Source organism: Bacillus testis, from assembly GCF_001243895.1.
GTDB classification, from domain to species: domain Bacteria; phylum Bacillota; class Bacilli; order Bacillales; family DSM-1321; genus Bacillus_AD; species Bacillus_AD testis.
Genome location: NZ_LN851186.1, coordinates 144,815 through 170,492 on the forward strand (window position 1 = coordinate 144,815; position 25,678 = coordinate 170,492).

General features: G+C 42.6%; 25 protein-coding genes and 4 tRNA genes. 4 read left to right on the plus strand and 25 right to left on the minus strand.

Annotation, left to right across the window (positions count from 1 at the left end):
- Positions 1-64: 64 nt before the first annotated feature.
- From BN1765_RS01190 to BN1765_RS01230, 9 genes are all read right to left on the minus strand, one after another.
- Positions 65-877, minus strand: coding sequence for a two-component system regulatory protein YycI (locus BN1765_RS01190; protein ID WP_050613497.1), 813 nt, complete (start codon positions 875-877; stop codon positions 65-67).
- A complete protein-coding gene (locus BN1765_RS01195; protein ID WP_050613498.1) occupies positions 864-2,192 on the minus strand; it encodes a YycH family regulatory protein in 1,329 nt (442 codons plus the stop codon). The genes BN1765_RS01190 and BN1765_RS01195 overlap by 14 nt, the downstream gene beginning before the upstream one ends.
- Positions 2,189-4,012, minus strand: a complete 1,824-nt coding sequence (gene walK / locus BN1765_RS01200; protein ID WP_050613499.1) for a cell wall metabolism sensor histidine kinase WalK — start codon at positions 4,010-4,012, stop codon at positions 2,189-2,191. Before walK ends, BN1765_RS01195 begins: the two co-directional genes overlap by 4 nt.
- Positions 4,013-4,019: 7 nt before the next feature.
- On the minus strand, positions 4,020-4,730 hold the full coding sequence (gene yycF, locus BN1765_RS01205) for a response regulator YycF (RefSeq protein ID WP_050613500.1): 711 nt from the start codon (positions 4,728-4,730) through the stop codon (positions 4,020-4,022).
- 428 nt (positions 4,731-5,158) lie between these two features.
- Positions 5,159-5,231, minus strand: a tRNA-Phe gene (locus tag BN1765_RS01210).
- 6 nt (positions 5,232-5,237) lie between these two features.
- Positions 5,238-5,313 (minus strand) — tRNA-Asp (locus tag BN1765_RS01215).
- 74 nt (positions 5,314-5,387) lie between these two features.
- Positions 5,388-5,459, minus strand: a tRNA-Glu gene (locus BN1765_RS01220).
- A gap of 8 nt (positions 5,460-5,467) precedes the next feature.
- Positions 5,468-5,543 (minus strand) — tRNA-Lys (locus BN1765_RS01225).
- A 289-nt stretch (positions 5,544-5,832) separates the two neighbouring features.
- Positions 5,833-7,125: an adenylosuccinate synthase gene (locus BN1765_RS01230; RefSeq protein ID WP_050613501.1), complete on the minus strand. Its 1,293-nt coding sequence runs from the start codon at positions 7,123-7,125 to the stop codon at positions 5,833-5,835.
- 300 nt (positions 7,126-7,425) lie between these two features.
- Between BN1765_RS01230 and BN1765_RS01235 the strand changes: the two genes are divergently transcribed.
- Positions 7,426-8,850 (plus strand): polysaccharide deacetylase family protein, encoded by a 1,425-nt coding sequence (locus BN1765_RS01235; protein WP_050613502.1) that lies wholly within the window; start codon positions 7,426-7,428, stop codon positions 8,848-8,850.
- 52 nt (positions 8,851-8,902) lie between these two features.
- On the opposite strand, the gene dnaB is transcribed toward BN1765_RS01235, so the two are convergent.
- The 5 genes from dnaB to BN1765_RS01260 all read right to left on the minus strand — a co-directional run bounded on the left by dnaB (position 8,903) and on the right by BN1765_RS01260 (position 14,977).
- The gene (dnaB, locus tag BN1765_RS01240; RefSeq protein WP_050613503.1) at positions 8,903-10,267 is read right to left on the minus strand and encodes a replicative DNA helicase; all 1,365 of its coding nucleotides are present in this window, start codon (positions 10,265-10,267) and stop codon (positions 8,903-8,905) included.
- Positions 10,268-10,467: 200 nt separating this feature from the next.
- The gene (gene rplI / locus BN1765_RS01245) at positions 10,468-10,917 is read right to left on the minus strand and encodes a 50S ribosomal protein L9 (protein WP_050613504.1); all 450 of its coding nucleotides are present in this window, start codon (positions 10,915-10,917) and stop codon (positions 10,468-10,470) included.
- Positions 10,914-12,884, minus strand: a complete 1,971-nt coding sequence (locus tag BN1765_RS01250) for a DHH family phosphoesterase (protein ID WP_050613505.1) — start codon at positions 12,882-12,884, stop codon at positions 10,914-10,916. The genes rplI and BN1765_RS01250 overlap by 4 nt, the downstream gene beginning before the upstream one ends.
- Positions 12,885-12,940: 56 nt before the next feature.
- A complete protein-coding gene (locus BN1765_RS01255) occupies positions 12,941-13,882 on the minus strand; it encodes a YybS family protein (RefSeq protein ID WP_050613506.1) in 942 nt (313 codons plus the stop codon).
- A gap of 348 nt (positions 13,883-14,230) precedes the next feature.
- On the minus strand, positions 14,231-14,977 hold the full coding sequence (locus BN1765_RS01260; protein ID WP_050613507.1) for a DUF2087 domain-containing protein: 747 nt from the start codon (positions 14,975-14,977) through the stop codon (positions 14,231-14,233).
- A 138-nt stretch (positions 14,978-15,115) separates the two neighbouring features.
- On the opposite strand from BN1765_RS01260, the gene BN1765_RS01265 reads away from it, so the two are divergent.
- Together BN1765_RS01265 and BN1765_RS01270 are read left to right on the plus strand one after the other, a co-directional pair.
- Positions 15,116-15,466 carry a GIY-YIG nuclease family protein gene (locus tag BN1765_RS01265; RefSeq protein ID WP_050613508.1) on the plus strand — a complete coding sequence of 117 codons (351 nt, stop codon included), beginning with the start codon at positions 15,116-15,118 and terminating at the stop codon, positions 15,464-15,466.
- A 401-nt stretch (positions 15,467-15,867) separates the two neighbouring features.
- Positions 15,868-16,425, plus strand: a complete 558-nt coding sequence (locus BN1765_RS01270) for a short-chain dehydrogenase (RefSeq protein WP_050613509.1) — start codon at positions 15,868-15,870, stop codon at positions 16,423-16,425.
- Between the two features lie 206 nt (positions 16,426-16,631).
- On the opposite strand, the gene rpsR is transcribed toward BN1765_RS01270, so the two are convergent.
- The 6 genes from rpsR to BN1765_RS01300 all read right to left on the minus strand — a co-directional run bounded on the left by rpsR (position 16,632) and on the right by BN1765_RS01300 (position 20,327).
- The gene (gene rpsR / locus BN1765_RS01275; protein ID WP_050616648.1) at positions 16,632-16,868 is read right to left on the minus strand and encodes a 30S ribosomal protein S18; all 237 of its coding nucleotides are present in this window, start codon (positions 16,866-16,868) and stop codon (positions 16,632-16,634) included.
- Positions 16,869-16,925: 57 nt separating this feature from the next.
- A complete protein-coding gene (gene ssb / locus BN1765_RS01280; protein WP_050613510.1) occupies positions 16,926-17,441 on the minus strand; it encodes a single-stranded DNA-binding protein in 516 nt (171 codons plus the stop codon).
- Between the two features lie 70 nt (positions 17,442-17,511).
- Positions 17,512-17,799 (minus strand): 30S ribosomal protein S6, encoded by a 288-nt coding sequence (rpsF, locus tag BN1765_RS01285; RefSeq protein WP_050613511.1) that lies wholly within the window; start codon positions 17,797-17,799, stop codon positions 17,512-17,514.
- 160 nt (positions 17,800-17,959) lie between these two features.
- Positions 17,960-19,060, minus strand: coding sequence for a redox-regulated ATPase YchF (gene ychF / locus BN1765_RS01290; protein WP_050613512.1), 1,101 nt, complete (start codon positions 19,058-19,060; stop codon positions 17,960-17,962).
- A 146-nt stretch (positions 19,061-19,206) separates the two neighbouring features.
- Positions 19,207-19,404, minus strand: coding sequence for a DUF951 domain-containing protein (locus BN1765_RS01295; RefSeq protein WP_050613513.1), 198 nt, complete (start codon positions 19,402-19,404; stop codon positions 19,207-19,209).
- Positions 19,405-19,421: 17 nt separating this feature from the next.
- Positions 19,422-20,327 carry a mechanosensitive ion channel family protein gene (locus BN1765_RS01300; protein WP_050613514.1) on the minus strand — a complete coding sequence of 302 codons (906 nt, stop codon included), beginning with the start codon at positions 20,325-20,327 and terminating at the stop codon, positions 19,422-19,424.
- Between the two features lie 164 nt (positions 20,328-20,491).
- Between BN1765_RS01300 and yyaC the strand changes: the two genes are divergently transcribed.
- Positions 20,492-21,130, plus strand: a complete 639-nt coding sequence (gene yyaC / locus BN1765_RS01305) for a spore protease YyaC (protein ID WP_050613515.1) — start codon at positions 20,492-20,494, stop codon at positions 21,128-21,130.
- Here yyaC and BN1765_RS01310 read toward each other — a convergent pair.
- The 5 genes from BN1765_RS01310 to rsmG all read right to left on the minus strand — a co-directional run bounded on the left by BN1765_RS01310 (position 21,121) and on the right by rsmG (position 25,673).
- Positions 21,121-21,834, minus strand: a complete 714-nt coding sequence (locus tag BN1765_RS01310; protein WP_050613516.1) for a DUF554 domain-containing protein — start codon at positions 21,832-21,834, stop codon at positions 21,121-21,123. The two genes, yyaC and BN1765_RS01310, sit on opposite strands and share 10 nt — an antisense overlap.
- Positions 21,835-21,919: 85 nt before the next feature.
- Positions 21,920-22,759 carry a ParB/RepB/Spo0J family partition protein gene (locus BN1765_RS01315; RefSeq protein WP_050613517.1) on the minus strand — a complete coding sequence of 280 codons (840 nt, stop codon included), beginning with the start codon at positions 22,757-22,759 and terminating at the stop codon, positions 21,920-21,922.
- Entirely contained in the window at positions 22,752-23,513 is a 762-nt protein-coding gene (locus tag BN1765_RS01320; protein WP_050613518.1) for a ParA family protein, read from the minus strand. Before BN1765_RS01320 ends, BN1765_RS01315 begins: the two co-directional genes overlap by 8 nt.
- A gap of 384 nt (positions 23,514-23,897) precedes the next feature.
- Entirely contained in the window at positions 23,898-24,761 is an 864-nt protein-coding gene (noc, locus tag BN1765_RS01325) for a nucleoid occlusion protein (protein WP_050613519.1), read from the minus strand.
- Between the two features lie 195 nt (positions 24,762-24,956).
- Positions 24,957-25,673, minus strand: coding sequence for a 16S rRNA (guanine(527)-N(7))-methyltransferase RsmG (gene rsmG, locus BN1765_RS01330; RefSeq protein ID WP_050613520.1), 717 nt, complete (start codon positions 25,671-25,673; stop codon positions 24,957-24,959).
- Positions 25,674-25,678 lie beyond the last annotated feature (5 nt).

The window sequence follows — 25,678 nt, forward strand, 5'->3', positions numbered from 1 at the left end:
CAATACTTAGACACTCAAAGGATAGATCCCTCAGAGTGTCCTCTATTTCATAAGCTGCAGCAACTTATGGTTCAATCCCCGTTTCTTTTTCCTGTTTAATCATAGATTCGGAAGAAAGGATTTCACCATCAAATGCTGTGACAAATAAATTATCTTTTTTATTAAGTTCCACTCGCCAAGAAGGGACAAATATAATGCTTGAGTTATCTAGATAATAACAGTAAACGAGCTCAACATCCGTAATTTTGCTTTTAGCCGGGATGTTTCCGTTCCTAAAGAGCACTTCGATGGCCTTAAGGGCGGTCTGCAACTCTTCTTTCCCTTCGTTCGGTTCGATGTCATCCAGGTAGGTCTGCTGGTAGGATACAATTTCATTATTGGCATCCAAGAACAACTCCAGCTTGGCGAAATAGTTCTTGGCGAACATCTTGCCTTTATAGGTTTGATAATAAACGAGACTGTTTCGATCCTTATCGGCACCAAAATACTTGTAATGGTCTCCATATAGGACATTATCCTTTACGAACGTATTAGCGGCTTCGCTGTGGTTCTTCTCTCCGACTGACACCGGCGAGTCCAATGTCACCGTAACTGTCTTACCGTCTTCGGAGATGTTGATTTGCTTCGGAAACTTCGTTTTTTTGAAGTCTTCCTTTGTGAATACCTTCCGTTTCGTGGATATATACTGGTCTTCCCCTTTATCCTTCGGGAGCGTTTTATATGATATATCATTTTCCTTCAAGTTATCTTCAAAAGACGACTCTGCCAGGACTTCATACTGTGTAGCCGTTTTCTTGCCGATATATTGATTCAGGAGGAAGACATCCAAAATGAGAAAGACGATAATAAAAATCGTTTTCGTTTTACTCCAATCCATTTGGATAACCTCCTGACAGTTCCGACTTTACTTGTTTCCATTCACCGGCCATCTTATAGAACCATGCCGGCTTCAGCTCAATATACGTTTTCGGGTTCTCTTTCTTTTCCATCTCATAGCCGATTGTCATATCTTCAATCTCGTTTAGCTCCACATTCATTTGAGTCTTCAGCATTTCCAAGGCTTGTTTACCAGAATCCAGGGTAACTTCCTTGATATTATGAGAATCGTATATGGAACCGATACTAAATATCGGCCGCTGATATTGGATAATTTCATTTTTCCCCCATATCTGCTCTATTTCCGAAATGCCGTATTCATTGAAGACCGGCAAGTCATTGACATACAAGCGGAATTTAGTCTTAAAGGCCTCGATATCCGTCTCTGCATAACGGTAGCCCTTTTCCCAACCGGAGTGATCATTGAGATAATTGATGCTCCGGTCAAGGATCTCGGCTGGTGTCGTGGCATACACATTGTTATACAGCAAGTTTTCGTAGGTCATGATCATTCGCTTATTATCGATATTCATGACACTGCGCCCATTGGAATAGGAATATTGCTCTCCATCGCGTGTATGTTTCTTGCTGACGTTGTTCGGTTCGGTAAACAAAGCATTCTTGAAATCAGATGAACTGATTTGATCAATGAAATAATTATAACTTTTGACGGTCAGTGCGTTCGCTGGGATATAGATATCCTTATTCAGCTTCAGCATCGGGATCATTGCCTTCGTATCTTGGTTCACTTTATTTTTGAATTCATCAATATCCTTCGAATCAACAATGCTCAGCCGGTATATGGTTTTGTCAGTCGTTGATTGGAAATATATATGATTATCCTGTCCGTTACGCATCTTGCTTGAGACGAGAATGCGGTTGAATTCGAAATCAGGCAGCTCTTTATCCTCCACACTCAGTATTTTTTTATACAGAGAGAAAGGAATATTATCAGGAAAAACGAATTCTAGCATGCCATTTTTATGGACAAAGGAATTCATCTTTTCCTCGGTAATTTCGCTGGAAACGTTCTTCAAATCATAAAACGTCCAGTCCTTTAATTTTGCAATCAATGGATTGATCAGCTTATTATCCAATGTCCCGACATGGCCATCTTCTTGGTGATAGATGGCCTGTGAAGGGATAAAGATGGTGGCCATGCTTTCATTTTTCATCGAAATAGCCACATTGTTGATGTATTCGGTTTTATTGATTTTTTCAATATTGGGGGAGTAAGTCCATATATTCCAAGTCAAAAAGCCGCTGAAAAGGACCAAAAATGTAAGAACAATTGATTTTATACCTTCTTTATTCATTCCCATTCATCCTCTTGATCTTCATAAGGTAGCGTGAAGAAAATAGTCGTCCCTTTTCCTTCTATGCTCCGTGCCCATATGCTCCCCCCGTGCGCCACGACCATTTCCTTGGCAATAGCAAGGCCCAGTCCTGTTCCTCCAAGATTTCTTGTCCGCGCTTTATCAACCCGGTAGAAGCGTTCGAAAATTTTCTCGAGCTTGTCCTTCGGAATGCCTACTCCTTGGTCTTCAATGCTGATTTCTATACTTTTCTCCAATTCTCTTAAGCGGAAGGTCAATTGGCCCCCTTCAGGAGAATATTTAATGGAGTTCGAAATGGTATTGTATAATACCTGCGTAATTTTATCTTCATCAATTTCAACGAAAATCGCTTTGCGGGGAATAATGCGTTTGAAGGTAATATGGCCTTCTTTTCCCATTTCAAAACGGTCAATGATATGGTTGAAGAATTCGCTGAAATTGACCCAGTCTTTCTTCAGGCGGTAATCCTTGCTGTCCATTTTGGAAAGCTGCAGCAAATCATTCACAAGGCGGATCATCCGCTCTGTTTCATTCTGCGTGACGTTCAAGAAATTAGGCGCCAGGTTTTCATCTTTCCAGGCACCGTCAGCCAACGCTTCCAGATAGCTGCGCATCGTCGTAAGCGGCGTACGCAATTCGTGCGATACATTCGCCACGAATTCACGGCGCTCTTGGTCGATTTTTTCCTGATCCGTAATATCATGAAGGACCGTAATCAAGCCGTTTACAAAGCCTGTTTCCTTTTGGATGACAGAAAAATTGGCGCGCAAGATATAATGTTCATCGTCATTGCTGAAATCCAGATTCAATGAATCCTGCTGGTCCAATAAATCCTCGAATGTATAATCATCCTCAATACCGAGCAATGAAACAATCGGCATACTGAGCACTGTTTCACGTGAAACGTTCAATAGCTGTGCCGCCGGCTCGTTAATCAGGATGACGCGGCCTTTCCGGTCGGTTGCAATAACTCCATCGGTCATGAACGCCAAGACGGAAGACAGTTTCTTCCGCTCGCCTTCGGTGGTCGCCTGGAGATCCTGCAATCTTTTCGTTAAGGAATTAAAAGTCATCGCCAGCTGGCCAATTTCATCTTCACCATAGATTTTCACTTTCCGATTAAAATTTCCTTTCGCCATCGCAAGTGCCTGGCGCTTCATATCCGCCATCGGCCTTGTGATCGTCTGCGCAAGCAAAATACCAAGAACAGCGGTTACTCCAAGTGCGATCACTGTCCCGGTAGCAAAAATATTATTGATTTCGCGCAATTGGACAAAGACATTTTCTATTTTTGCCTCTAAATAAATCGTGCCGAGCTTTCGGCCGGTTTTATTGTCCGGGTCGGATAGGATAGGCGTTGAAAGCACCCATACCCGGTCTTTGGTTTTTGGATCAAGAAAGACTTTGCTGTCTTCAATCTCCATTTTAGTCATCGGTTCTTTAATCCGCTTATCGATGATTCCTTTGTTATCGACATCTGATGTCGCCATGATTTTATTATTGGTATCCAGAATCCTAACTTCTGATATATCATCTGAATCCGCCTTGAAATCCTGCAGAATCTTCTGCAGGTCGACAGTCAACGTATCCGAATCTTTATCCTTGGATAACTCGGATTTGACGTTATAAGCCAACAGATTCACTTTTTCTTTGATGGAATTCTGGAAGTTGCTGACCATGCTTTTTTCGAGCCGATCCACAAAGTAGACCCCGATGATCTGCATGGCAACCAAAATCAGCAGCACGTAGATTAATACGAATTTCATGTGAATGGAACGGAAAAAGCCTACTCTTTTCATTAATTAATTACTCCTGTTCAGGATTGCGTAAATAGTAGCCGACCCCTCTTCGTGTTACGATCCAACCAGGGTGGCTGGGATTATCCTCAATTTTTTCGCGCAGCCTTCTGACGGTCACATCGACTGTACGCACATCACCGTAATAGTCATAGCCCCACACTGTCTGAAGCAAATGCTCGCGTGTCATCACTTGGCCAATATGCTTGGCCAAATAATGGAGCAACTCAAATTCACGGTGCGTCAATTCAATCGTTTCCCCTCGTTTGGAAACAATATAAGCATCCGGATGGATCGTTAATGATCCTACTGTGATTTCTTTATTTTCTTCTTCCTCCTGGGTTTGGTTCACAAGCGATGTTTGTCTCCTTAAATTCGCCTTCACCCTTGCCAGCAGTTCGCGTGTGCTGAATGGCTTGGTCACATAATCATCGGCACCAAGCTCTAACCCTAACACCTTATCGATCTCTGAATCTTTTGCTGTCAGCATGATGATCGGTGTTTCATACTTTTTCCGGACTTCCCGGCATACTTCCATGCCGTCTCTTCCTGGAAGCATGATGTCAAGCAAGATTAGATCAGGCTGTACTTCCTCAACCATTTCCAGCGCTTCATTGCCATCATACGCGCAATAAACATCAAATCCTTCTTTTTTCAAGTTGAATTCTATAATATCTGCAATTGGTTTTTCATCATCTATAACAAGGATCTTTTTTTCCATGCCAAAGTCTCCTTCAAAAATTCATTTATTTGACTATCATTTAATAGGTTCATTTCAATAAGCTCTCTATAATACTTTATCATGTTAACTCTTGTAATTCACCTTTTTGGCCAGTATTCTTTCCCGTGAAGATATGGCAAAAGACTTTAAAACTGCTACTGATCAAGTGGCAGCACCCGTTTATCCGGATCAGAACGGCTATACGGATGACTCTTACGTTTTCATTTGCACTTGCTTTTCTCTTTAGGGATGCTCTCTATTTAACCGGCAAATGGCTGCCGAATTGGATGACGATGTCCTCAAGTAAATTCTGCCTACAACTATTTCCCCAGAAATAATGGTGTATGAAGAAGGAGAAATACTGGCAAATCAATTAAAAAAGCAAAATAAAAACGCCTACGTATATAGGCGTTGGATAAAGAATAGGATGGCTCAGGACGGAATCGAACCGCCGACACAAGGATTTTCAGTCCTTTGCTCTACCGACTGAGCTACTGAGCCAAATAATGGCGGTCCCGACGGGAATCGAACCCGCGATCTCCTGCGTGACAGGCAGGCATGTTAACCGCTACACCACGGGACCACTAATTTGCTATATATATAAAGTGGATAACAGTTTGTTTCTCTATCTGCTTCTCACTAATTTTAATTGAAAGATGACCCGTACGGGATTCGAACCCGTGTTACCGCCGTGAAAGGGCGGTGTCTTAACCGCTTGACCAACGGGCCATAGACAATGGTGAGCCATGAAGGATTCGAACCTTCGACCCTCTGATTAAAAGTCAGATGCTCTACCAACTGAGCTAATGGCTCATGCTTTATTATATCTCGCTAACATCTCTCAGCGACGTTTTTAATAGTATCATATAAATCTATCTAATTGCAATATATTTTTTTAAAAAATTTTATTTAAAAAGATTCCAAGGCATTTTCATATTCATCTAAAGTGAAAATGTGATTGGTATTTTTTCATTCCCAACCAATCATGATTCTTACTGGTACTTGGTCTCCCGCTTACACTCCTTTGTTACATGCATCAGTTGAAGTGATGGAGTAAAAAAAATCGCCCCTTCGAAAAGGGGCGATTACATTATTCAACCGTTTAGATTTGTCTCCAAGGATTGTTGACCACATTCGTTTGGGAACGGTCAGGGCCGACCGAGAAGATTGATAAAGGAATGCCGGTCAATTGAGATACACGTTCTATATAATGACGGGCATTGGCTGGCAGTTCATCCAGCGACTTGCAAGAAGTGATATCCTCTGTCCAACCTGGAAGTTCTTCGTAGACAGGCTCACATTGGGCCAGCTGTTTCAAGCTTGCAGGGAACTCCTCTATCACTTTTCCTTTATAGCGATACGCCACACAGATCTTGAGCGTTTCGATTCCTGTCATGACATCAATCGAATTCAATGAAAGATCTGTAATTCCACTGACACGGCGCGCATGTCTCACAACGACTGAATCAAACCAGCCAACACGGCGCGGACGGCCTGTCGTTGTTCCATATTCGCGGCCGACTTCGCGGATTTGATGGCCGATTTCATTATCAAGCTCTGTCGGGAATGGGCCATCACCCACACGTGTTGTGTAAGCTTTGCACACCCCTACCACATGATTAATCTTAGAAGGGCCAACTCCTGAGCCAATCGTAACACCACCGGCTACCGGGTTCGACGAAGTGACGAACGGGTAAGTTCCTTGGTCGATATCGAGCATGACGCCTTGAGCACCTTCAAATAATACTCTTCGCCCTTCATCGAGTGCATCATTCAGCACAACCGATGTATCGCACACATATTGCTTAACCCGTTGTCCATACTCATAGTATTCTTCAAATATTTCATCCAAAGAGAACCCGCTTGTCTCGTACATCTTTTCCAACAAGCGGTTTTTCTCTTCGAGATTATGCGCAAGTTTCTCTTTAAATACTTCTTTATCCAATAAATCGGCCATTCTGATCCCTATGCGGGCAGCTTTGTCCATATAGGCAGGGCCGATGCCTTTTTTTGTTGTTCCAATCTTATTATCGCCTTTTCTGGCTTCTTCTACTTCATCCAGCTTAAGATGGTACGGAAGAATGACATGAGCCCGATTGCTTATACGCAGGTTATCAGTTGTCACCCCTTGCTTATGAAGGTATTCTAACTCCTCATTCAGCGCTTTAGGATCGACTACCATTCCATTGCCGATTACGCAGATTTTGTCGCTATAGAATATTCCAGATGGGATTAAATGCAGTTTGTACGTAACGCCATTGAATTTTATTGTATGGCCGGCATTATTGCCGCCTTGATAACGTGCAATCGCTTCTGCATGCTCAGACAAGAAATCCGTAATCTTGCCTTTCCCTTCATCTCCCCATTGTGTTCCGACTACTACTACTGAAGACATATCCTTGCACCTCCGAAAATTCCTTTGTCCGTTTTCTATCAAACATAGCTATTTTATCAATCAAACTCATCATAAGTCAAGGTAAATACGAACGATGCAAATATTAAACACTATTTTTGTTCGTCTATTTTTTATTTTGACATAACTTTCAATTACTTTATCCGAAAAATGGGATTTCATGTATAATAAAGTAGTTGTTTTTAGGAAAAACTGTATTATTTTCCTTTTATTATTAAAACAAAGCAAGGCATATACTGTTCTACAGACTTACGAATGAGGAAATGTTTGGGGGATTTATAAATGAAGTGGAAACCTGTTCTTCTCTCTCTGGCTGTTATGGTCACTCTGACCGCCTGCGCTGAGAAGGCAAGCAATGATGGAGAAATGAAAAACAATCATGTACAAACGACTGTAAAAGAATCAAAGTATCCGGGTCTGGAAATTGAAACAGAGGTGGGAGAATACAAGGCATATAAGTACGCGATTCATTTTCCGCGCACAAAGCAATCCAATATAAATTCTGCTATTAAATCATTTGTAAACGATCAAAAAGAAGCTTTTATACAAGAAGCAAAGTCAGCCATTCCAAACAATAAAAACGATTCGGCATTACTATTGGATTACGATATTTCCCATTCATCGAAACAACTGCTCTCCGTTGTCTTTACAAGCCATATCGATGTGCCGGGAAAAACAGGATCCGACCGTATCTATACACTTAATTTTGACCGGCAGACGGAAAAGCTGATCACCATCCAATCATTATTGAACGACGATTCCTCGTTGCAACGCATTTCCAGTATTGCCCAATATAATATTCTTAAAAACAGTACTTTTATGAAACGAACGAACCCGGGGCTCGTAATGGAAGGGACAAAAGCAGAAATGGCCAACTACGGCACATTTGGCTTTTCAGATCACTCCATGGATATCTATTTCCTCAAAGATCAGCTTGGTCCTGCTTATAAATTGCAAATTGCTTTGGACGACCTGAGAGGAATTGTTAAGGACTCCTATATGGAAACGCTGAAACAAGTAATCACCAATGATACCGAGCTCCTTTCAGCCACAACAGGCCGCAAAAACGGCGAAAAGCCCTTTCCGCTTGTGCCTGGGCAAAAATATGTAGCATTGACATTCGATGACGGACCCCACCATCAATGGACTCCTTATATATTGGATACACTGAAACGCCACAAAGCAAAAGCCACCTTCTTTGTGCTGGGGAACCGCGTGGAATACTATCCCGCCATTGTCAAGCGCGAGTTCGACGAAGGCCATGAAATCGGCAGCCATTCATGGAGCCATCCAAAGCTGACGAATCTGTCCAGGCAGGAGCTTGTGAAGCAAATTAATCAAACAGCTGCATCAATTGCCAAGATTACCGGCCAGACTCCGGCTGCTCTGCGCCCGCCATACGGGGCTTTCAACCATGAAGTCCAGCAAATGGCCAACGCGCCGATTGTCAACTGGTCGGTGGATACGCTCGACTGGAAGAGCCATAACCAAACGGCGATCAAGAACATTGTGCTGAACCGGACACATAACGGCAGCATTGTTCTCATGCATGATATCCACGAAGCATCGGCTTTGGCATTAGACAGCATTTTGACTGAATTGGCTAAAAGAGGCTATCACTTTGTCACTGTCAGCCAATTGCTGCAGCTCCAAGGGAATCCGGGCAACTATGTGGGCAGTGCCTTCTATAACGGAAAATCATTTTGAGAATATTACCATGCAAAAAAGGGAAAAGGCTGATTAAAAGCCTTTTCCCTTTTTATGCGCCTGGCGGCATACTTGAATCGTCATATCTTGTTTCGATATTGACGAATTTATTATATTCCTTCACGAAAGCGAGCGATACAGTTCCGACCGGGCCGTTCCGCTGCTTCGCAATGATGATTTCAATGATGTTTTTATTCTCTGATTCCTTATCGTAATAATCGTCACGGTAAAGGAAAGCAACGATATCGGCATCTTGCTCGATACTTCCTGATTCCCGGATATCTGACATCATCGGCCGTTTATCCTGTCTCTGCTCCACTCCACGGGAAAGCTGGGATAGAGCGATGACCGGGACTTTCAATTCACGGGCCAATGCTTTTAGGGAACGGGAAATTTCGGATACCTCTTGCTGGCGATTATCGCCAGAGTTCCCGTTGCCTTGAATCAATTGCAAGTAATCGATCAGGATCATGCCTAGACCGTGTTCTTGCTTCAAACGCCGGCACTTGGAACGGATATCCCCTATACGGACACCTGGCGTGTCATCAATGTAGATTCCTGCATTGGACAGGCTTCCCATAGCCATCGTCAGCTTTCGCCAGTCTTCGTCTGTCAACGCGCCTGTCCGCAAGTTTTGGGCATTGATATTGCCCTCCGCGCACAGCATACGCATGACAAGCTGTTCCGCTCCCATCTCCAGACTGAATATAGCAACGTTTTCTTCTGTCTTCGTCGCTACATTTTGCGCGATGTTCAATGCGAAGGCCGTTTTACCCACTGATGGGCGGGCTCCTACAATAATCAAGTCATTGCGCTGGAAACCGGCAGTCATGCGGTCCAATTCAGCAAAACCTGTCGGTATCCCTGTAATATCGCCTTTTCGGTTGGCGAGCACCTCTATATTATCGTATGTGGATACGAGGACATCCTTGATATCCTGGAATGCTCCAGCATTTTTTCGCTGTGCCACTTCCATGATGTTTTTTTCCGCATCACTAATATAAGCTTCTACCTCGTCAGCGCGGTTGTACCCATCCTGTACGATTTGGGACGCGACTCGGATTGTGCGGCGCAGCAAGGATTTTTCGTCCACAATACGTGCATAATATTCAATATTAGCGGCCGTCGGTGCGGAATCCGCCAATTCACTCAGATATGAAACACCGCCCACATCTTCAAGGTTCTTTGTTGCTGCCAATTCCTCCGTGACTGTGACTAGATCGACCACACTTCCCCTATCGTTCAGGTTCACCATCACCTGGAAGATTTTCTGGTGCGCCACCCGGTAAAAATCATCAGCCGTAAGAAGCTCAGTGGCAACAATCAACGAAGCCGGCTGAAGGAAAATCGCCCCAAGCACTGCTTGTTCAGCTTCGATATTCTGCGGCGGAATTTGGTTTTGGAAGATCTCATTCAATACAATAACCCCCTATATTGTGCGAGAAAAAGTTCCGCTCATAAGCAAGACGACTCCCATGCAAATCACATAACCAGGAGTCGCCTTATCGCTTTAAACCTTACAGCACAGGAGACCCTGTACCATACCGTCTATCTCTATTATAATCTCTACGTCTATTCTACATCGGCTTGGGACACTCGTACATGTTAATTTTTTGCTTACTTAGCTTCTTTTACATGCACATTTAATGTGGCTGAAACTTCATGGTGAAGCTTGACAGGCACTTTTGTATAACCCAATGAACGGATTCCTTCCGGCAATTCCATTTTGCGCTTATCGATTTTGATGCCTTCTGCAGATTGCAATGCCTCGGATATTTGTTTAGTCGTGATGCTTCCGAACAGACGGCCGCCTTCTCCTGCTTTCGCGCTTAATTCAACCGTAAGCTTTTCGATTTTTTCCTTTAATTGCTTCGCTTGCGCCAGTTCTTCAGCAGCAAGCTGGCTAGCTTTATTATTTTGCGCTTCTAATTTCTTTAAGTTAGCGGGAGTGGCTTCTACAGCTACTTGCTGTTTCAATAGAAAGTTTTGTGCATATCCATCTGATACGTTTTTCACTTCGCCTTTTTTACCTTTACCTTTAACATCCTTTAAGAAAATTACTTTCATTCTGTGTACCCTCCCAAATAATCATCTATAGCTTTCTGCAATAATATCACAGCTTCGTCAACAGTACTATCTTCAATTTGCGTAGCCGCATTGGTAAGATGCCCGCCGCCGTGCAATGATTCCATAATAATTTGGACGTTGACATCACCAAGTGACCGCGCCGAAATACTGACGGTGTTCTCCGCTCTTTTGGACACAACAAACGATGCCCCTACACCGTCCATAGTAAGCAATGTATCAGCCGCTTGAGCAATTAGCACCTGCTCATTCACTTCGTCCGGCTGGCCTGTAGCAATGGCAATTCCATCACGGTAAAAATACACACTTTCTATTAATTGCGCCCTTTTGATATAAGTCGATAGATCTTCCTTCAGGAATCTCTGCACGAGCACTGTATCAGCACCATTCGAGCGTAAATAAGATGCCGCATCAAACGTTCTTGAACCGGTGCGCAATGTGAAGCTCTTCGTATCAACGATAATCCCCGCCAATAGGCAAGTCGCTTCCAATGCATCAATCTTGCTTCCTTTTTCCTGGTATTCAATCAGCTCCGTCACCAGTTCCGCAGTCGAGGAAGCATACGGTTCCATATAGACAAGCAATGCTCTGTTGATGAACTCCTCGCCGCGGCGGTGATGGTCGATCACCACAATCTTGTCGATGGCACGGACGAGCTTCTCGTCGATGACCATAGATGGCTTGTGTGTATCCACAATCACCAGCAATGTCTCATCCGTAATTAATTCATGGGCATCTTCCGGAGAAATAAAGCGCGAGTAGAGACTTGGTTCTTTCTTCAGCTCATTCATCAAGCGTTTAACGCCCGTATCCAACTCTTCAAAATTTACAACAATATATGATTCCTTATCGTTCATGTTGGCTACTTCGGAAATGCCGATGGCCGACCCAATCGCATCCATATCCGGATAGCGATGCCCCATAATGATCACTTTATCACTGTCGAGCACAATATCTTTCAAAGCATGCGAGATGACGCGTGCTCTGACGCGTGTCCGCTTCTCCATCGGATTCGTCTTGCCGCCGTAAAATTTAGCTTTCCCATTTGAGAGCTTAATCGCTACCTGGTCCCCACCGCGCCCGAGTGCAAGATCGAGGCTTGACTGGGCAAGAGTGCCAAGCTCAGGCAACGAGGGAGCCCCACAGCCCACTCCGATGCTCAACGTCAACGGAACATGCTGCTTGGCCGTTACTTCCCTTATTTGATCAAGGATCGAGAATTTATCCTTCTCTAATTGCTGCAGGATATCTTCATTGAGAACGCCAATAAACCGATCAGACGATATCCTTTTCATAAAGACGCCATTATCTTTGGCCCATTTATCCAATTGCGAGGTTACAAGACTGTTCAGACTACTTCTGCGTTGATCATCCATGGCCTGTGTCAGTTCGTCATAATTATCAAGGAAGATAATTGAAATGACCGTACGCTCATTCTCATACAGCTGTTCGATCTGCACTCTTTCGGTGACATCGAATAAATAAAGCAACCGTTCCTCCGGCTTTTGGACAACACGGAATTTCCGCTCATATAACGTAACCGTTTCATCCTCTACTTCCTGCTTTACAAGAGCGATTAATGGTTCAGCCACCTCATACAGTGAACGGCCGACAAGCGTATCTTCATGAAAGCAAGAAGCCATGAACGGATTGGCCCACTCAATCGTGTTTTCTTCATTGATCAAGATAATCCCGATTGGCATTTCCAAAAGGGCCTCTTCCCCAACCTTCTTTAGCCGGTAGGAGAGCGTAGAAATGTATTTTTCTGTTTCTCTTTTATTATTGAACTCAATCACGAGGACAGAATAAAAGAGGAACATGACGATCGGGATGCCAACAATGGCAAGAATCCAATTATAGTAGGCAAGGAAAACAAAAAGAACCGTAACAATTGCCAGCAAAGCATATATTGGATATCGAATCGACATTTTTTTTAAATTAGATAACATCTTTTCAGCTCCTAAAAGCTACTATTTTCTGCATCTTTCGTGGGTATCAGCATTTCTTATTTGTTCTGGATTGATTCCCGCAAGCGGAAGCCCAAATCCATTACTCCCAAGATGCGGACAAAAGAAGATGCAATCGGAATGATAGCCGTCAATATCACGACGAAGATCGGGATTCCTTTTGACCAGCCTTTTGAGTGGCTATAAAAGAATAATAAAGAGATGCCCTGAAGCATAATGAAAAATTCTAAAATAAATTGGATATTCATTAGCGCTGTATAAAGAAATTCTCCCTGTTCCGGTTGAATGAATAATATTAACAGCATACTAAGTAAATAATACCATAAAAGGCTTCTTGGCAGCGATAGGTCGCGCAGCCTTCCTATCTCAAGGCGTGCAAACCGGGTCCGGTTCATAACAGATTTGCTTGCCAATACCATTAGAGCGGTCATAATGATTGAAACAATAACGACAAAGCTTGGGAGCAATGTCTGGAACAGAGACGTGAATTGCGCCATTTGTTCGGTGAATTGTTTGAGTTGGTCTTCCTGGCCCATTGCCGACATCATGGTACGGGCTTGTTCGAAGGACTGATCGAACATTTTAGTGAATTCATCCACTATATTTATATTCATCAATGCCATAGTGGCAACCGAAAAGACCAACAGACAAGCAATGAACAATAATGTGGAAACGATAAACATCTCCAGCTTGCTCTTATTGGTTCTTATATAATATCCGATTGTAATCCCGATCAATCCTGCCATGACGGGAGCAGGAAGCGCTCCCACCCCACTGATGATAAAAGCAATCAGCATGGAAGCAACCAGGAACAACGAAGACCATTTCAAGTCATATTTGCTCGAAATCAAAGCGAATGGAGCCGGCATAAAGAAAAATATGACTATACTAGCAAGAGGTATGTATAGAAGCATAAGCAGCATAAGCGCAAAAATCGCTAAAAGGACTCCACTTTCCGCTAATTTTTTACCTTGGTTCAAATGTATGTAACTCCCTTCAATTCTAAAAAAATTCTCAAGCCCTTTTATTTTAAAACATTTTTTCCTACAATTCACTCATTGTACCTATTATACCCTTTCTCCTTCAAACTTACTGCACTTTATGGAGCATATATTTGACTTCTTTATTACAGCCCAGCATGCCAGCAAAAAGACGAATAAAGTTGAAACTTCAATTGGTTGGGAGTCGGATCAATCGGATTCTTCCTTACACTTGTTCGCCTACCTACAAGTTTTTTCATCTCATCACTTTTAAAGGGGTCTTAGCGCCAGTTAGAACTGAAAAAAGCCCTTGCCATTTTGATGGTCGCAAGGGCTTTTTAGCGTTGTTTATTTCTTGATCCAATACGAGCTTCCGTCACTTTTGCGGTCAAGAAACCCGTATTCGATTAAATATCTGCGAAGTGTTACAAAATCTTCAAAAACGGTTTTTAGGATTTCGTTCACTTCTTTCTCTGTATAGGTAGCATTTTCATCGAAGCGTTTAATCATTTCACGCAAAACAATGATTTTATACTTCTGCTTCATCGAAAATGATGTCAGTTTGCCGTCTTTGAAATATTTTTTCAGTACCTTTTCATTTTCTTCTTCAGTCACACGGTAACGGTCGTCAATCATCGTTGCATGCTTAGGTATTTCAAGCATTGCCGGCGCATGCTCATCCTTTTCCTTCAGCAGCTCCATCATTGCCAGAAATAACTTAGCCTGCCGTTCTTTTTCTTTCAGGACAAAACGATGGTTGCGGATCGTCGAAGAGCTGCCAATTTCCAGCTCTTTCTGGATTTCACGGTCATTTTTCCCTTGGTAAAACAAAGCTAGCAAGTTCTTCTGGTGATCGGTCAAACCTGTCAGCTTTTTATCGAGGCCAATCAGAAACTCGAAAACAGAACCATGCTTCTCTTTAATATGCAGCTCCATCCTTCTATAGGCTTCATAATATACTTGGTCAACAGGATAAATGATCCCTTTTTGCAGTTTGTGGCCGCATAACAGGCACACATACGTTTCTCCTTGTTCTTTATAACCCTGCTTTAACTCATTGAAATTGGCTTTCCAAAATAATTCCGTCTCGCTCATCCCATTAAGCTCCTTTGTCTATTTTACAAACATAATATCTTTTTGTTTGCTATATGTCAAACATATTTACAATATCGTTTGAATAATGACAAACATTGTTATAAAATGTTTGTATATTAAACGAAAGAGGGTACGATGATGGACCGGAAAAAAGAACTGAAACAAATGTACAAAGAAATACCGATTGAAGCGGGCATTTATATGATCACCAATACAGCCAATCAAAAGAAGTGGGTGGGCAGTACCCGTAATCTAAAAAGCATAAATGGAAGAAAATTTTCCTTGGAAGCGGGAACCGATACAAACCGGGCTTTGCAGGAAGATTGGAACCTTTACGGGAAGGATTCGTTTACATTTGAAACACTTGAAATCTTAAAAAAGAAGGAAGACGACCCCTATTTCAACGAAAAAGAAGCACTGCAAGCGCTGGATGAAAAATGGAAAGAACAAATCCAGCCATATGGAGAAAAAGGATATAACAAAAAATAAAATCCCTTGGATGAAGAAACATGCGGCTCAGGCGCCAATGTTTCTTTTTTTCTGTTCAAACGAGGAAGCTTAGTCCACAGGTCCCTCCATTAATAATAATGACCTTGGTCAAGACCTTCTCTCCTTTCAAATTTTTAAGGCTTATCTTTTTGTATAAAGAAGGAAAATTTACGTTTGTTTTGAATTCTTAATGTAATGACCCAAAATAAAGAGGTGACTTTTGTGCTTTTTCACTATCATTTTTGGAATCCTTATACTAAACAATTAGAAGATCCGGGTGTAAAGGTTTTGAACTCATAATGAGGATGCTAATGGAGGGTGGCTCTTTTGATTGTGCTAAAGGAAGGTTGGTTAATGAAGGCTTTCATTGTCGATTACTAAGACTCGAGGGGGGAAGATGATTGAAACACGCATTAGTTGTTGGTGGTACTGGTATGTTATCAAGAGTTTCGCTTTGGTTAATAGATAACGGCTATCATGTGTCTATTATTGCTAGAGATGCTGAACGAATGAAGCAACTTCTACAAGAGGCCAGTTCGGAAAGCCATGTAACTCCATTATTAGTTGATTATAGAAATAATGACGAATTGAAAGAGGAAATAAATAGAGCCATTAAGGAGAATGGAAATATTGATCTGGTAGTAGCGTGGATTCATTCAATTGCAGAAAATGCTCTTCAAATTATTGCTAATGAGGTTTCGAAAGGGGAAAATAGTTGTGAATTATTTCATATAGTAGGGAGTAGTTCAAATTTAAATGAAATCAAGAAAAAGAGTAATGCACCTTCTGATTATGTACATTACTATCAAGTTCAATTAGGTTTTAAATTTGAAGATACCCAGTCAAGATGGCTAACAAATAAGGAAATTTCTGAAGGTGTCATTGAAGCTATTAGGAAGAAAAAGAAAGTACTGATAATTGGTCAAATTGAACCTTGGGAAAATCGCCCTCATTGGTAATTTAAAGTGTTAGGGAGGACATTAGTTGAAACAGGACTGGTACTTTAAATAACAAGGGCTTTAATAAAATAAAAAGAAGCAATAAAATAACCTAAAATAACCAATCCTATTTTGAAATAGATTCTTCAATATTCTTCCTCGTGTATTTTTATAAGTACAAAAAAAGCACAGCAGAGTTAATATCCACTGTGCTTTTTACTATTTAATTACTCACCAGATACGTATGGAAGTAAAGCCATAGTACGTGCGCGTTTGATTGCAACTGTCAATTTACGTTGGTACTTAGCGCTAGTTCCTGTTACACGACGAGGTAAGATTTTACCACGCTCAGAAACGAATTTTTTCAACAAATCTACATCTTTGTAGTCGATGTGAGTGATACCGTTAGAAGTAAAGTAACATACTTTACGACGTTTAGCACGGCCACCTCTGCGTCCACCCATTGCCATTGTTATTTCCCTCCTTATTGGATACTCATATAAACAAACGGTGTTTATATGTTAGAATGGCAGATCATCATCTGAAATGTCGATCGTTTGACCGCCGTTTGCAAATGGATCGTCATCTACACGAGTGTAGTTGCCATTCCGCTGTTGGTTTTGATTCTGGTTACGGTTTTGGCCATATGATGAGAAGTCATCACGCTGTCCGCCTCCGAAGGAACCGCCTTCGTTTCTGTTGCCACCGTTATTGGAGCCTTTAGGTTCAAGGAATTGGACACTTTCAGCCACAACTTCGGTCACATATACGCGCTTACCATCTTGTCCCTCATAATTACGTGTTTGAATGCGTCCGTCCACGCCCGCCAAACTGCCTTTTCTTAGGAAGTTTGCGACGTTTTCAGCCGGCTTACGCCAAACGACACAGTTAATGAAATCTGCTTCACGATCACCTTGCTGATTCGAAAAGTTTCGATTCACCGCAAGTGTGAAAGTCGCTACTGGCACGCCTGCTGGCGTATAGCGCAAATCTGGATCTTTAGTTAAACGTCCTACAAGAACGACACGGTTCATCATCAGAATCAACTCCTTCCTTTCCTCCGCACTTTATAAGAAAGCGCCTTGGATCGGATATTTTAAATCTATATTATGCTTCGTCTTTTGTTACCATATGGCGGATAATATCTTCATTGATTTTAGCAAGACGGTCGAATTCTTGAACTGCCGCAGCTTCTGACTGAACTTTAATGATCATGTAGTAGCCATCGCGGAAGTCATTGATTTCGTATGCAAGACGGCGCTTGCCCCATTCTTTTGTTTCTGTAATTTCCGCACCATTATCAGTTAGGATTGTGTTGAAACGCTCAACCAAAGCTTTTTTAGCTTCCTCTTCGATATTTGGACGGATGATGTACATAATTTCGTATTTTCTCATCACGGTCACCTCCTTTTGGACTAAACGGCCCTTATATGGGCAAGGAGCAATTAAATAATTACTCACGAGCCTTGATTATATCACAGCTCTTGTCCCTTTGCAACAAGAGCGTGCAAACAAAAAGCCGGCTTGTCAAAACAAGCTCGGCATTGTTATTCCATTATACATTAAAGCGGAAGTGGATAACGTCTCCATCCTGCACAATATACTCTTTTCCTTCAAGGCGTACTTTTCCAGCTTCACGTGCGGCAGCCATGCTTCCTCCAGCCAACAGATCGTCATATGAAACGGTTTCGGCACGGATAAATCCTCTTTCAAAATCAGAGTGGATGATGCCTGCACATTGTGGGGCTTTCATGCCTTTTACAAATGTCCATGCACGCACTTCCTGCACGCCGGCTGTGAAATAAGTCGCCAAGCCAAGCAAATCATAGGCAGCACGGATCAATTGATCCAAACCTGATTGTTCGATGCCCAGTTCAGAGAGGAACATCGCTTTTTCTTCTGCATCCAATTCAGCAATCTCTGATTCAATCTTTGCGCAAACGACAATCACTTCAGAGTTTTCCTTAGCAGCAAAATCACGCACTTTTTGTACGTACTCATTGTCGCTTGAATCTGCTACATCATCTTCGCTCACATTGGCTACATAAAGAACAGGCTTAATGGTCAGAAGATGCATCATTTTGACGACACGCATTTCTTCTTCTGTGAATTCAAGCGCACGGGCAGGTTTTTCGTTTTCAAAAGCTTCCTTCAAACGGAGAAGAATGTCATGCTCATACATTGCTTCCTTATCTTTTTGCTTAGCCATTTTTGCTACGCGTCCGATACGTTTATCGACAGATTCCAGGTCGGCAAGGATCAGTTCCAGGTTGATGACCTCGATATCGTCGATCGGATCGACCTTACCGGATACGTGGGTGATATTTTCATCTTCGAAGCAACGGACTACCTGACAGATGGCATCCACTTGGCGGATGTGAGAAAGAAACTTATTTCCCAAGCCTTCCCCTTTGCTGGCACCTTTTACGATACCGGCAATATCCGTGAATTCAAATGTTGTTGGAACTGTTTTTTTCGGGTGAACAAGCTCAGTCAGTTTTTGTAGACGGTGATCAGGCACTTCTACGATACCGACGTTCGGGTCGATCGTACAGAACGGATAGTTGGCAGATTCGGCGCCTGCTTGTGTAATTGCGTTGAATAGTGTCGATTTGCCGACGTTAGGCAAGCCGACGATACCAGCTGTTAAAGCCATGTAACATTCACTCCTCTTTATAATGGGCGGATATGCCCTTATAAACTCTATTTCAATAACTTATATTCGTAACGGAAATGAAACCTCTACCAATTATAGTGATTACACTACTAAAAGACAAGTAAAGATATGGCTTCGTTTATCCCTTACTCTTCATGCTTCACAAGAATTTTTTTCATTTTACGACCGAATTCCTTCCTTGGGATGAGAACGCTATGGCCACAGCCTTCGCATTTAATGCGGATGTCCATTCCCAGTCGAATGATCCGCCATCTATTCGTTCCGCATGGATGTGCCTTTTTCATCTCCACTACATCTTGCAATCCGTATTGCTTATCTTCCATCCGATCGTCCTCCCTCATTATGAATTGGCTGCCTGTTCTTGGTGCGTATCGTTCCGGCTATACAAGACCATTCTTGGGAATGGAATTTCTATGCCGTTTTTATCGAGTACGTTTTTCAGCTCCCTGCGCAGCTCACGCGCAAATGCAAAATGCTGCATAGGAACCGTCTCAGCTGTAATGCGCAGGATGATCTCCGACTGGGCAAGATTTTGAATGCCCAGCAAAACCGGCGTGCCAACTAAATTTTCATAGCGGCCAGGCATGGTTTCCAGCAGTTCAGTAATGACCCTTTCTGCTTTTGCCAAATCACCTTCATAGGCAATTCCGATATCGACAACCGCTAAGCTATTATGGATGGAGAAGTTCGTTACCTCCATAATGCTTCCATTCGGGATAATATGGATTTCGCCTGTGAATACCTTGATCTTGGTCGTACGAAGACCAATTTCTTCAACATTCCCTTCAGTCGTTCCAATTCGGACGTAGTCCCCTACAGAAAACTGGTCTTCGAAAATAATGAAGAAACCGGTAATGACATCCTTCACCAAGCTTTGTGCACCGAAACCGACTGCTAAACCGACAACCCCGGCACCGGCTATCAACGCCTTCACATTGTATCCGAGCGTTTCCAGTACCATGGTTAACGCAATAAAGTAAATAAAATATGAGATAACATTTTTCAGCAGCTTCAGCATAGTTGCCTCTCTTCGTTCCGAGACGCGAAGAGGGCTCTTGGCCCGAAGCAAGAAAATATTGCTGATGATTTTTTTGGCAAACTTGACGATTAGGCCGGCAATAACGATAATCAGCATAATTTTAAGGATAACCATGCCTAAGCCAATCCATAATTCTTCACTTAACAAATTTGACAACAACGCATCTACCACTTTATTTCCTGTTATGTGATTTTTATCTATATCCATCTATTCACCTTCTCCTTCACATTCGCTTTAAGCCGCTGCAAATGGGATGTTTCTGTTCAACTCAATCATGCTGCGAAGGTTCCCTTCCAAATTCTTCTCTAGCGCGTATACTTTTCCTGTATTTTCCGTATACTGTTACTACCCTACCGAAGGAGATTAAAGCCATGTATCCAAAAAAAAGAGGTATTCTGCCCGATGGACAACCATCACCTATCCCTTATGCCCAAGATGATGCACCATTGCAGTTGGCGGATAAACTATTAAGCTATATGCCGGCTGAACAACCTTCTCCCATTGTGATTGCATGCATTGGCACTGATCGATCTACCGGCGACTCACTTGGCCCGTTGGTTGGCAGTTTCCTGAAGGAAGCAATAGCTCCCCCTTACCATGTGTACGGGACATTGGATGAACCGATCCATGCCGTAAATCTCCAGGAACAAGCAGAACGTATCCAAAGCCTCCATGAACTGCCTTTTATCATTGCGGTCGATGCTTGCTTAGGAAGAATCAAAAACGTCGGCACCCTCCAAGTCCACAAAGGCCCTTTAAAACCAGGCGCAGGCGTCCATAAAAACCTCCCTGAAATCGGCCATATCCATGTGACGGGTATCGTAAATGTCAGTGGCTTTATGGAATTTGCCGTTCTGCAAAACACCAGGCTGAGCTTGGTCATAAAGATGGCGCGCACCATCGCGGATGGCATCATCGCAGCCAGCCGCAAGACAGGCTGCATCGGCAGAAATCCGAGGGGCTACTGGCCTATGACTGAGCAGACCAAAGAAAAACTTGATTATAATTGAATATGCCCGTAATAAAAAACAGCTACTAGCATAACAGCCATCACAATGGCAGGCAATAGATTTGCGACTCGTATCTTAGTAATGCCCATTATATTTAACCCTATTGCCACAATCATTATACCTCCTGTAGCCCCCATTTCAACAATGAATAAATCTAACAAATCGCCTGGAACAAAATGGGCGATTGCTTTTGCACAGACGGCAATCAACCCCTCGTACAACATGACAGGGACTGCTGAAAACAAAACACCGATCCCGAGCGCACTGGCCAAGACAATAGCTGTGAATCCATCAATGATCGCCTTTGTGTACAGCACACTGTGGTCGCCACGGATGCCGCTGTCGAGAGCGCCTAATATGGCCATTGCTCCAATGACAAATATCAATGTCGCATTCACAAAAGCTTCCGCTATTTGTGTTTCTCCCTTGGATTTCAGCATACGCTCCAGAAAATGGCCAGCTGCATTCAATTTTTCATCCAATGCCCACCATTCTCCAAGTGCAGCGCCGATCACCAGACTCAGAATAACAATAAGGATTTGCTCGCTTTTAATGCCCATCTGTATGCCGATCAAGACGACCACTAATCCGATGGCATACATAATGGTTTCCTTCATTTTTTCAGGAATATTCCGGAAGATCCTGCCGACTAATGTGCCGATGGCTATCCCGATGCCATTCACTATACTGCCTAGCAATACCATATGCATTCACCTATTTTCATTCATTTTAGACCTCTGCTGTTTGATTACAAATAAACCACCCTGATCGGATGGCTTTTCGTCAACTTTATCGTTCAAGCAGTTCAAGAATTCGATTTAGATCATCAGGAGAAAAGAATTCGATTTCTATTTTTCCTTTTTTCTTTCGTTGCGTAATTGTTACCGTCGTGCCGAATCGTTCGCGCAAATAACTTTCACGCTCTTCAATGAAGATGTCTTTCTTTGTTTCTTTCTTTTTCGTTTCACGTGGAACATTTTCATTTAATTGCTGGATGAACTGTTCTAATTGCCGAACATTCATTTCTTCCTTTGCCACTTTTTCCACGACTCCCGGAAGCAATGCTTTCTTCTTCAATCCTAGTAAGGCACGGCCATGCCCCATGGTCAATTTTCTTTGTGAAATCATTTCTTGGATATCCTCAGGCAAAGAAAGCAAACGGATATGGTTGGTGATATGCGGCCGGCTTTTGCCCAACCTTTTTGCAAGCTCTTCCTGGGTAATATCTAAATGGTCAAGAAGGGTTTGATAAGCAGCGCCTTCCTCTATAGGCGTCAAGTCTTCACGCTGAAGATTTTCCAAAACTGCCAATTCCATCATCTGTTGATTATTGTAATCCCTCACAACCACAGGCACCTTGCTAAGACCAGCTGCTTTGGCAGCCCGAAACCGTCTTTCCCCCATGACGATTTCATAGCCCTTAATGCTTTTCTTTACAATAATCGGTTGAAGGATGCCATGCTGCTTGATGGATTCCTTTAATTCGTCGATTCCTTCTTCTGTAAAGAGTTTACGAGGCTGATAGGGATTCGGCCTTAATTCTCTGATAGATACTTCCTGGACCGAGTTTTCTTTATCACTATCAATGTTAAAAATAGCATTGATTCCTTTTCCAAGTCCTTTAGCCATTTGATGCCACTTCCTTTGCCAAATCTAGATATACTTCCGCCCCTCTTGACTTCGCATCATAAATGATTATAGGTTCGCCATGGCTGGGCGCTTCACTGAGCCTGATGTTTCGTGGAATGATCGTTTGATAGACTTTGTCCTGAAAGTATTTCTTCACTTCCTCGATCACCTGGATTCCCAGATTGGTCCGCGCATCCAACATAGTCAGCAATACACCTTCAATCTTTAATTCTTCATTCAAATGTTTCTGTACAAGCCGAACAGTATTTAGTAGCTGACTCAATCCTTCTAGAGCGTAATATTCGCATTGCACGGGGATAATGACGGCATCGGATGCAGTGAGTGCATTGATTGTCAATAGCCCGAGTGACGGAGGACAGTCGATAATAATATAATCATAATTATTTCTTACTTTTTCCAGCGCACGCTTCAGGCGCACTTCCCTTGAAATGGTGGGTACCAATTCAATCTCTGCACCAGCTAATTGTATGGTGGCGGGAATGACATGCAGATTCTCTACCTTAGCAGGTTTGATTACTTCAATGGCTTCCAAATCATCTACGAGAACATCATATATGCATTGGTCGACATCCGCTTTTTCTATGCCGACACCGCTTGTTGCATTGCCCTGAGGGTCGATATCCACCAAAAGGACATTCTTCCCGATATATGCTAAACAAGCAGCCAGATTGACAGAGGTTGTTGTTTTGCCCACTCCGCCTTTTTGATTCGCAACAGACACTATTTTTCCCACATTGCCACCTACCTTTATCCCTTCATTTCCAATATGCATCCCTGAATTGTTCAGCAACAATATCCAGAGGCGAATTATACTTTTTATTAAGTGAAACTTTAATTGCTGGGAGTTTTTCTTCATTTCTCACTGGCGCTTGACCGCTTCTTTATCTTCGCTTTCAGGTTGAAGTGGAAGTTCTAGCACCGGTTAGAATGGGATATATTCTTTTTTGTTTCACGTGTAACTTATTTTAACATAAAAAAGGGCAAAATATATTTCGCTTTTTCCAACTTTACCTCCTGTTTCCATTTATTAGAGAGGATTGATCATTTTCTCAGAGCATAACGAAAAAGGAGTTTTTGCACGCGGCCACGCACAAAAACTCCCTCGTATTCTATCTATTTATTTTTTCTTTGGTATTTTAATAGTGAACTGATAATATTCGTCATGTTCTTCTTCTTCCGCATCAAGCTTGATGCCGTTATCCATGACCATATTCAAAGATTGCCTGATTGTATTGACGGCAATTCTCATATCCTTGCTGAATGCCTTCCGCTTCGGCTTCGGTTTTTTCTCCGTAGCCGCCAAGAGTTTTTCCACTCTTTCTTCCGTCTGTTTGACATTCAGGTTTTTCTCCAAGATTTCTTGAAGCAGCAGGATTTGCTTTTCAGCATTTTTTAAAGGAATCAACGATCGGGCATGGCGCTCGGTGATCGTCTTCTGCATCAATGCTTCCCTTACTTCTTCCGGAAGTTTCAGCAATCTTAGCTTATTGGCGACTGTCGATTGTCCGATTCCCAATCGCTGTGCCAATGCTTCCTGGGTCAGCTGATGCAATTCGATCAATTTGCTGTAGGCAATCGCCTCTTCTATCGGGGATAATTCTTCCCGCTGGAGATTTTCTATGAGGGCAACGGAAGCTGTTTCCCGGTCATTAAATGTTTTAATGATGGCCGGCGCTTCTTCCCAGCCTAATTTTTGCATTGCTCTGAAACGGCGTTCACCCGCAATGATTTCAAAGCGACCTTGTTCGTATTCCCTCACGACAATCGGTTGGATGATTCCATGCGTGTGAATGGTTTGCGCGAGTTCCGCTATTTTTTCATCATTAAAAACCGTTCTCGGCTGAAAACGATTTGGAACGATATCTGAAAGGGGAATTTTCTTGATCTCTTCGTTATTGTTTGGCTTCACATCTTCCGTATGCTCTTCCACAATTTCTGCTTTTTCACCAATATTAAAAAAACGTGAAAAAGGATGCTTCATATCCCTGACACCACCTTTAAGAAACTCCCTCGGTACATATTCTCTATGAAAATGACAAGTTCCTTCTATTTTCTAACGACAAAATCATACAAAAAAAAGCAAAGCTTGAATGATTGCACTTCCTCTATTTTAGTACATTCGGTGCCTTCTGCCTATCCTCTCTTTGCGAGTAAATGGCAGAAAGGCACAAAATGCTTAGGAAATGGGTGTTTTATTTGGCGTTCCAGGTTTTCTTGGGTATTTCTTTGGTGTCTTTTTGACTTTCTTAATGGTTATGAAGGTCCGCTCACTGTTTTCGATCGGCAATAACATGCTATCGACTGCTTCCATTTCTCCTCCAAGCGTTGAGATTGCCTTCTTGCTATCCTTCAGTTCCTCCTGGGCGCTTGCCGCTTTCATGGCGAAGAACCTGCCGCCCTGTGAAACAAGCGGAAGGCATAGTTCAGAAAGGACCGATAATCTGGCAACCGCACGTGCTGTCACCAGGTCGTAGGATTCACGATGGGCCGGGTTTTGGCCAAACGTTTCTGCACGGTCATGGTAAAAATGAACATTTTCCAATTGAAGCGTATGTGCCAGATGTTCCAGAAAAGAGATTCTCTTATTCAATGAATCAACAATGGATACCTTCAGATGAGGGAAACAGATTTTGATCGGTATGCTGGGGAAGCCTGCACCGGCCCCTACATCACATACATGCTCGACTTGTGAGAAGTCTACATAGAAAGCGGCTGTGATCGAATCGTAGAAATGTTTCAAGTAAACCTCATTCTTCTCAGTAATGGCCGTTAAGTTCATTTTTTCATTCCACTCAACCAATGTGGAGTAGTAAAGCTGGAATTGTTCCACTTGCCGCGGAGAGAGCTCGATGCCCTTCTCCTTCAGCATAGTGATGAATTGTTCTTCGTTCATTGGCA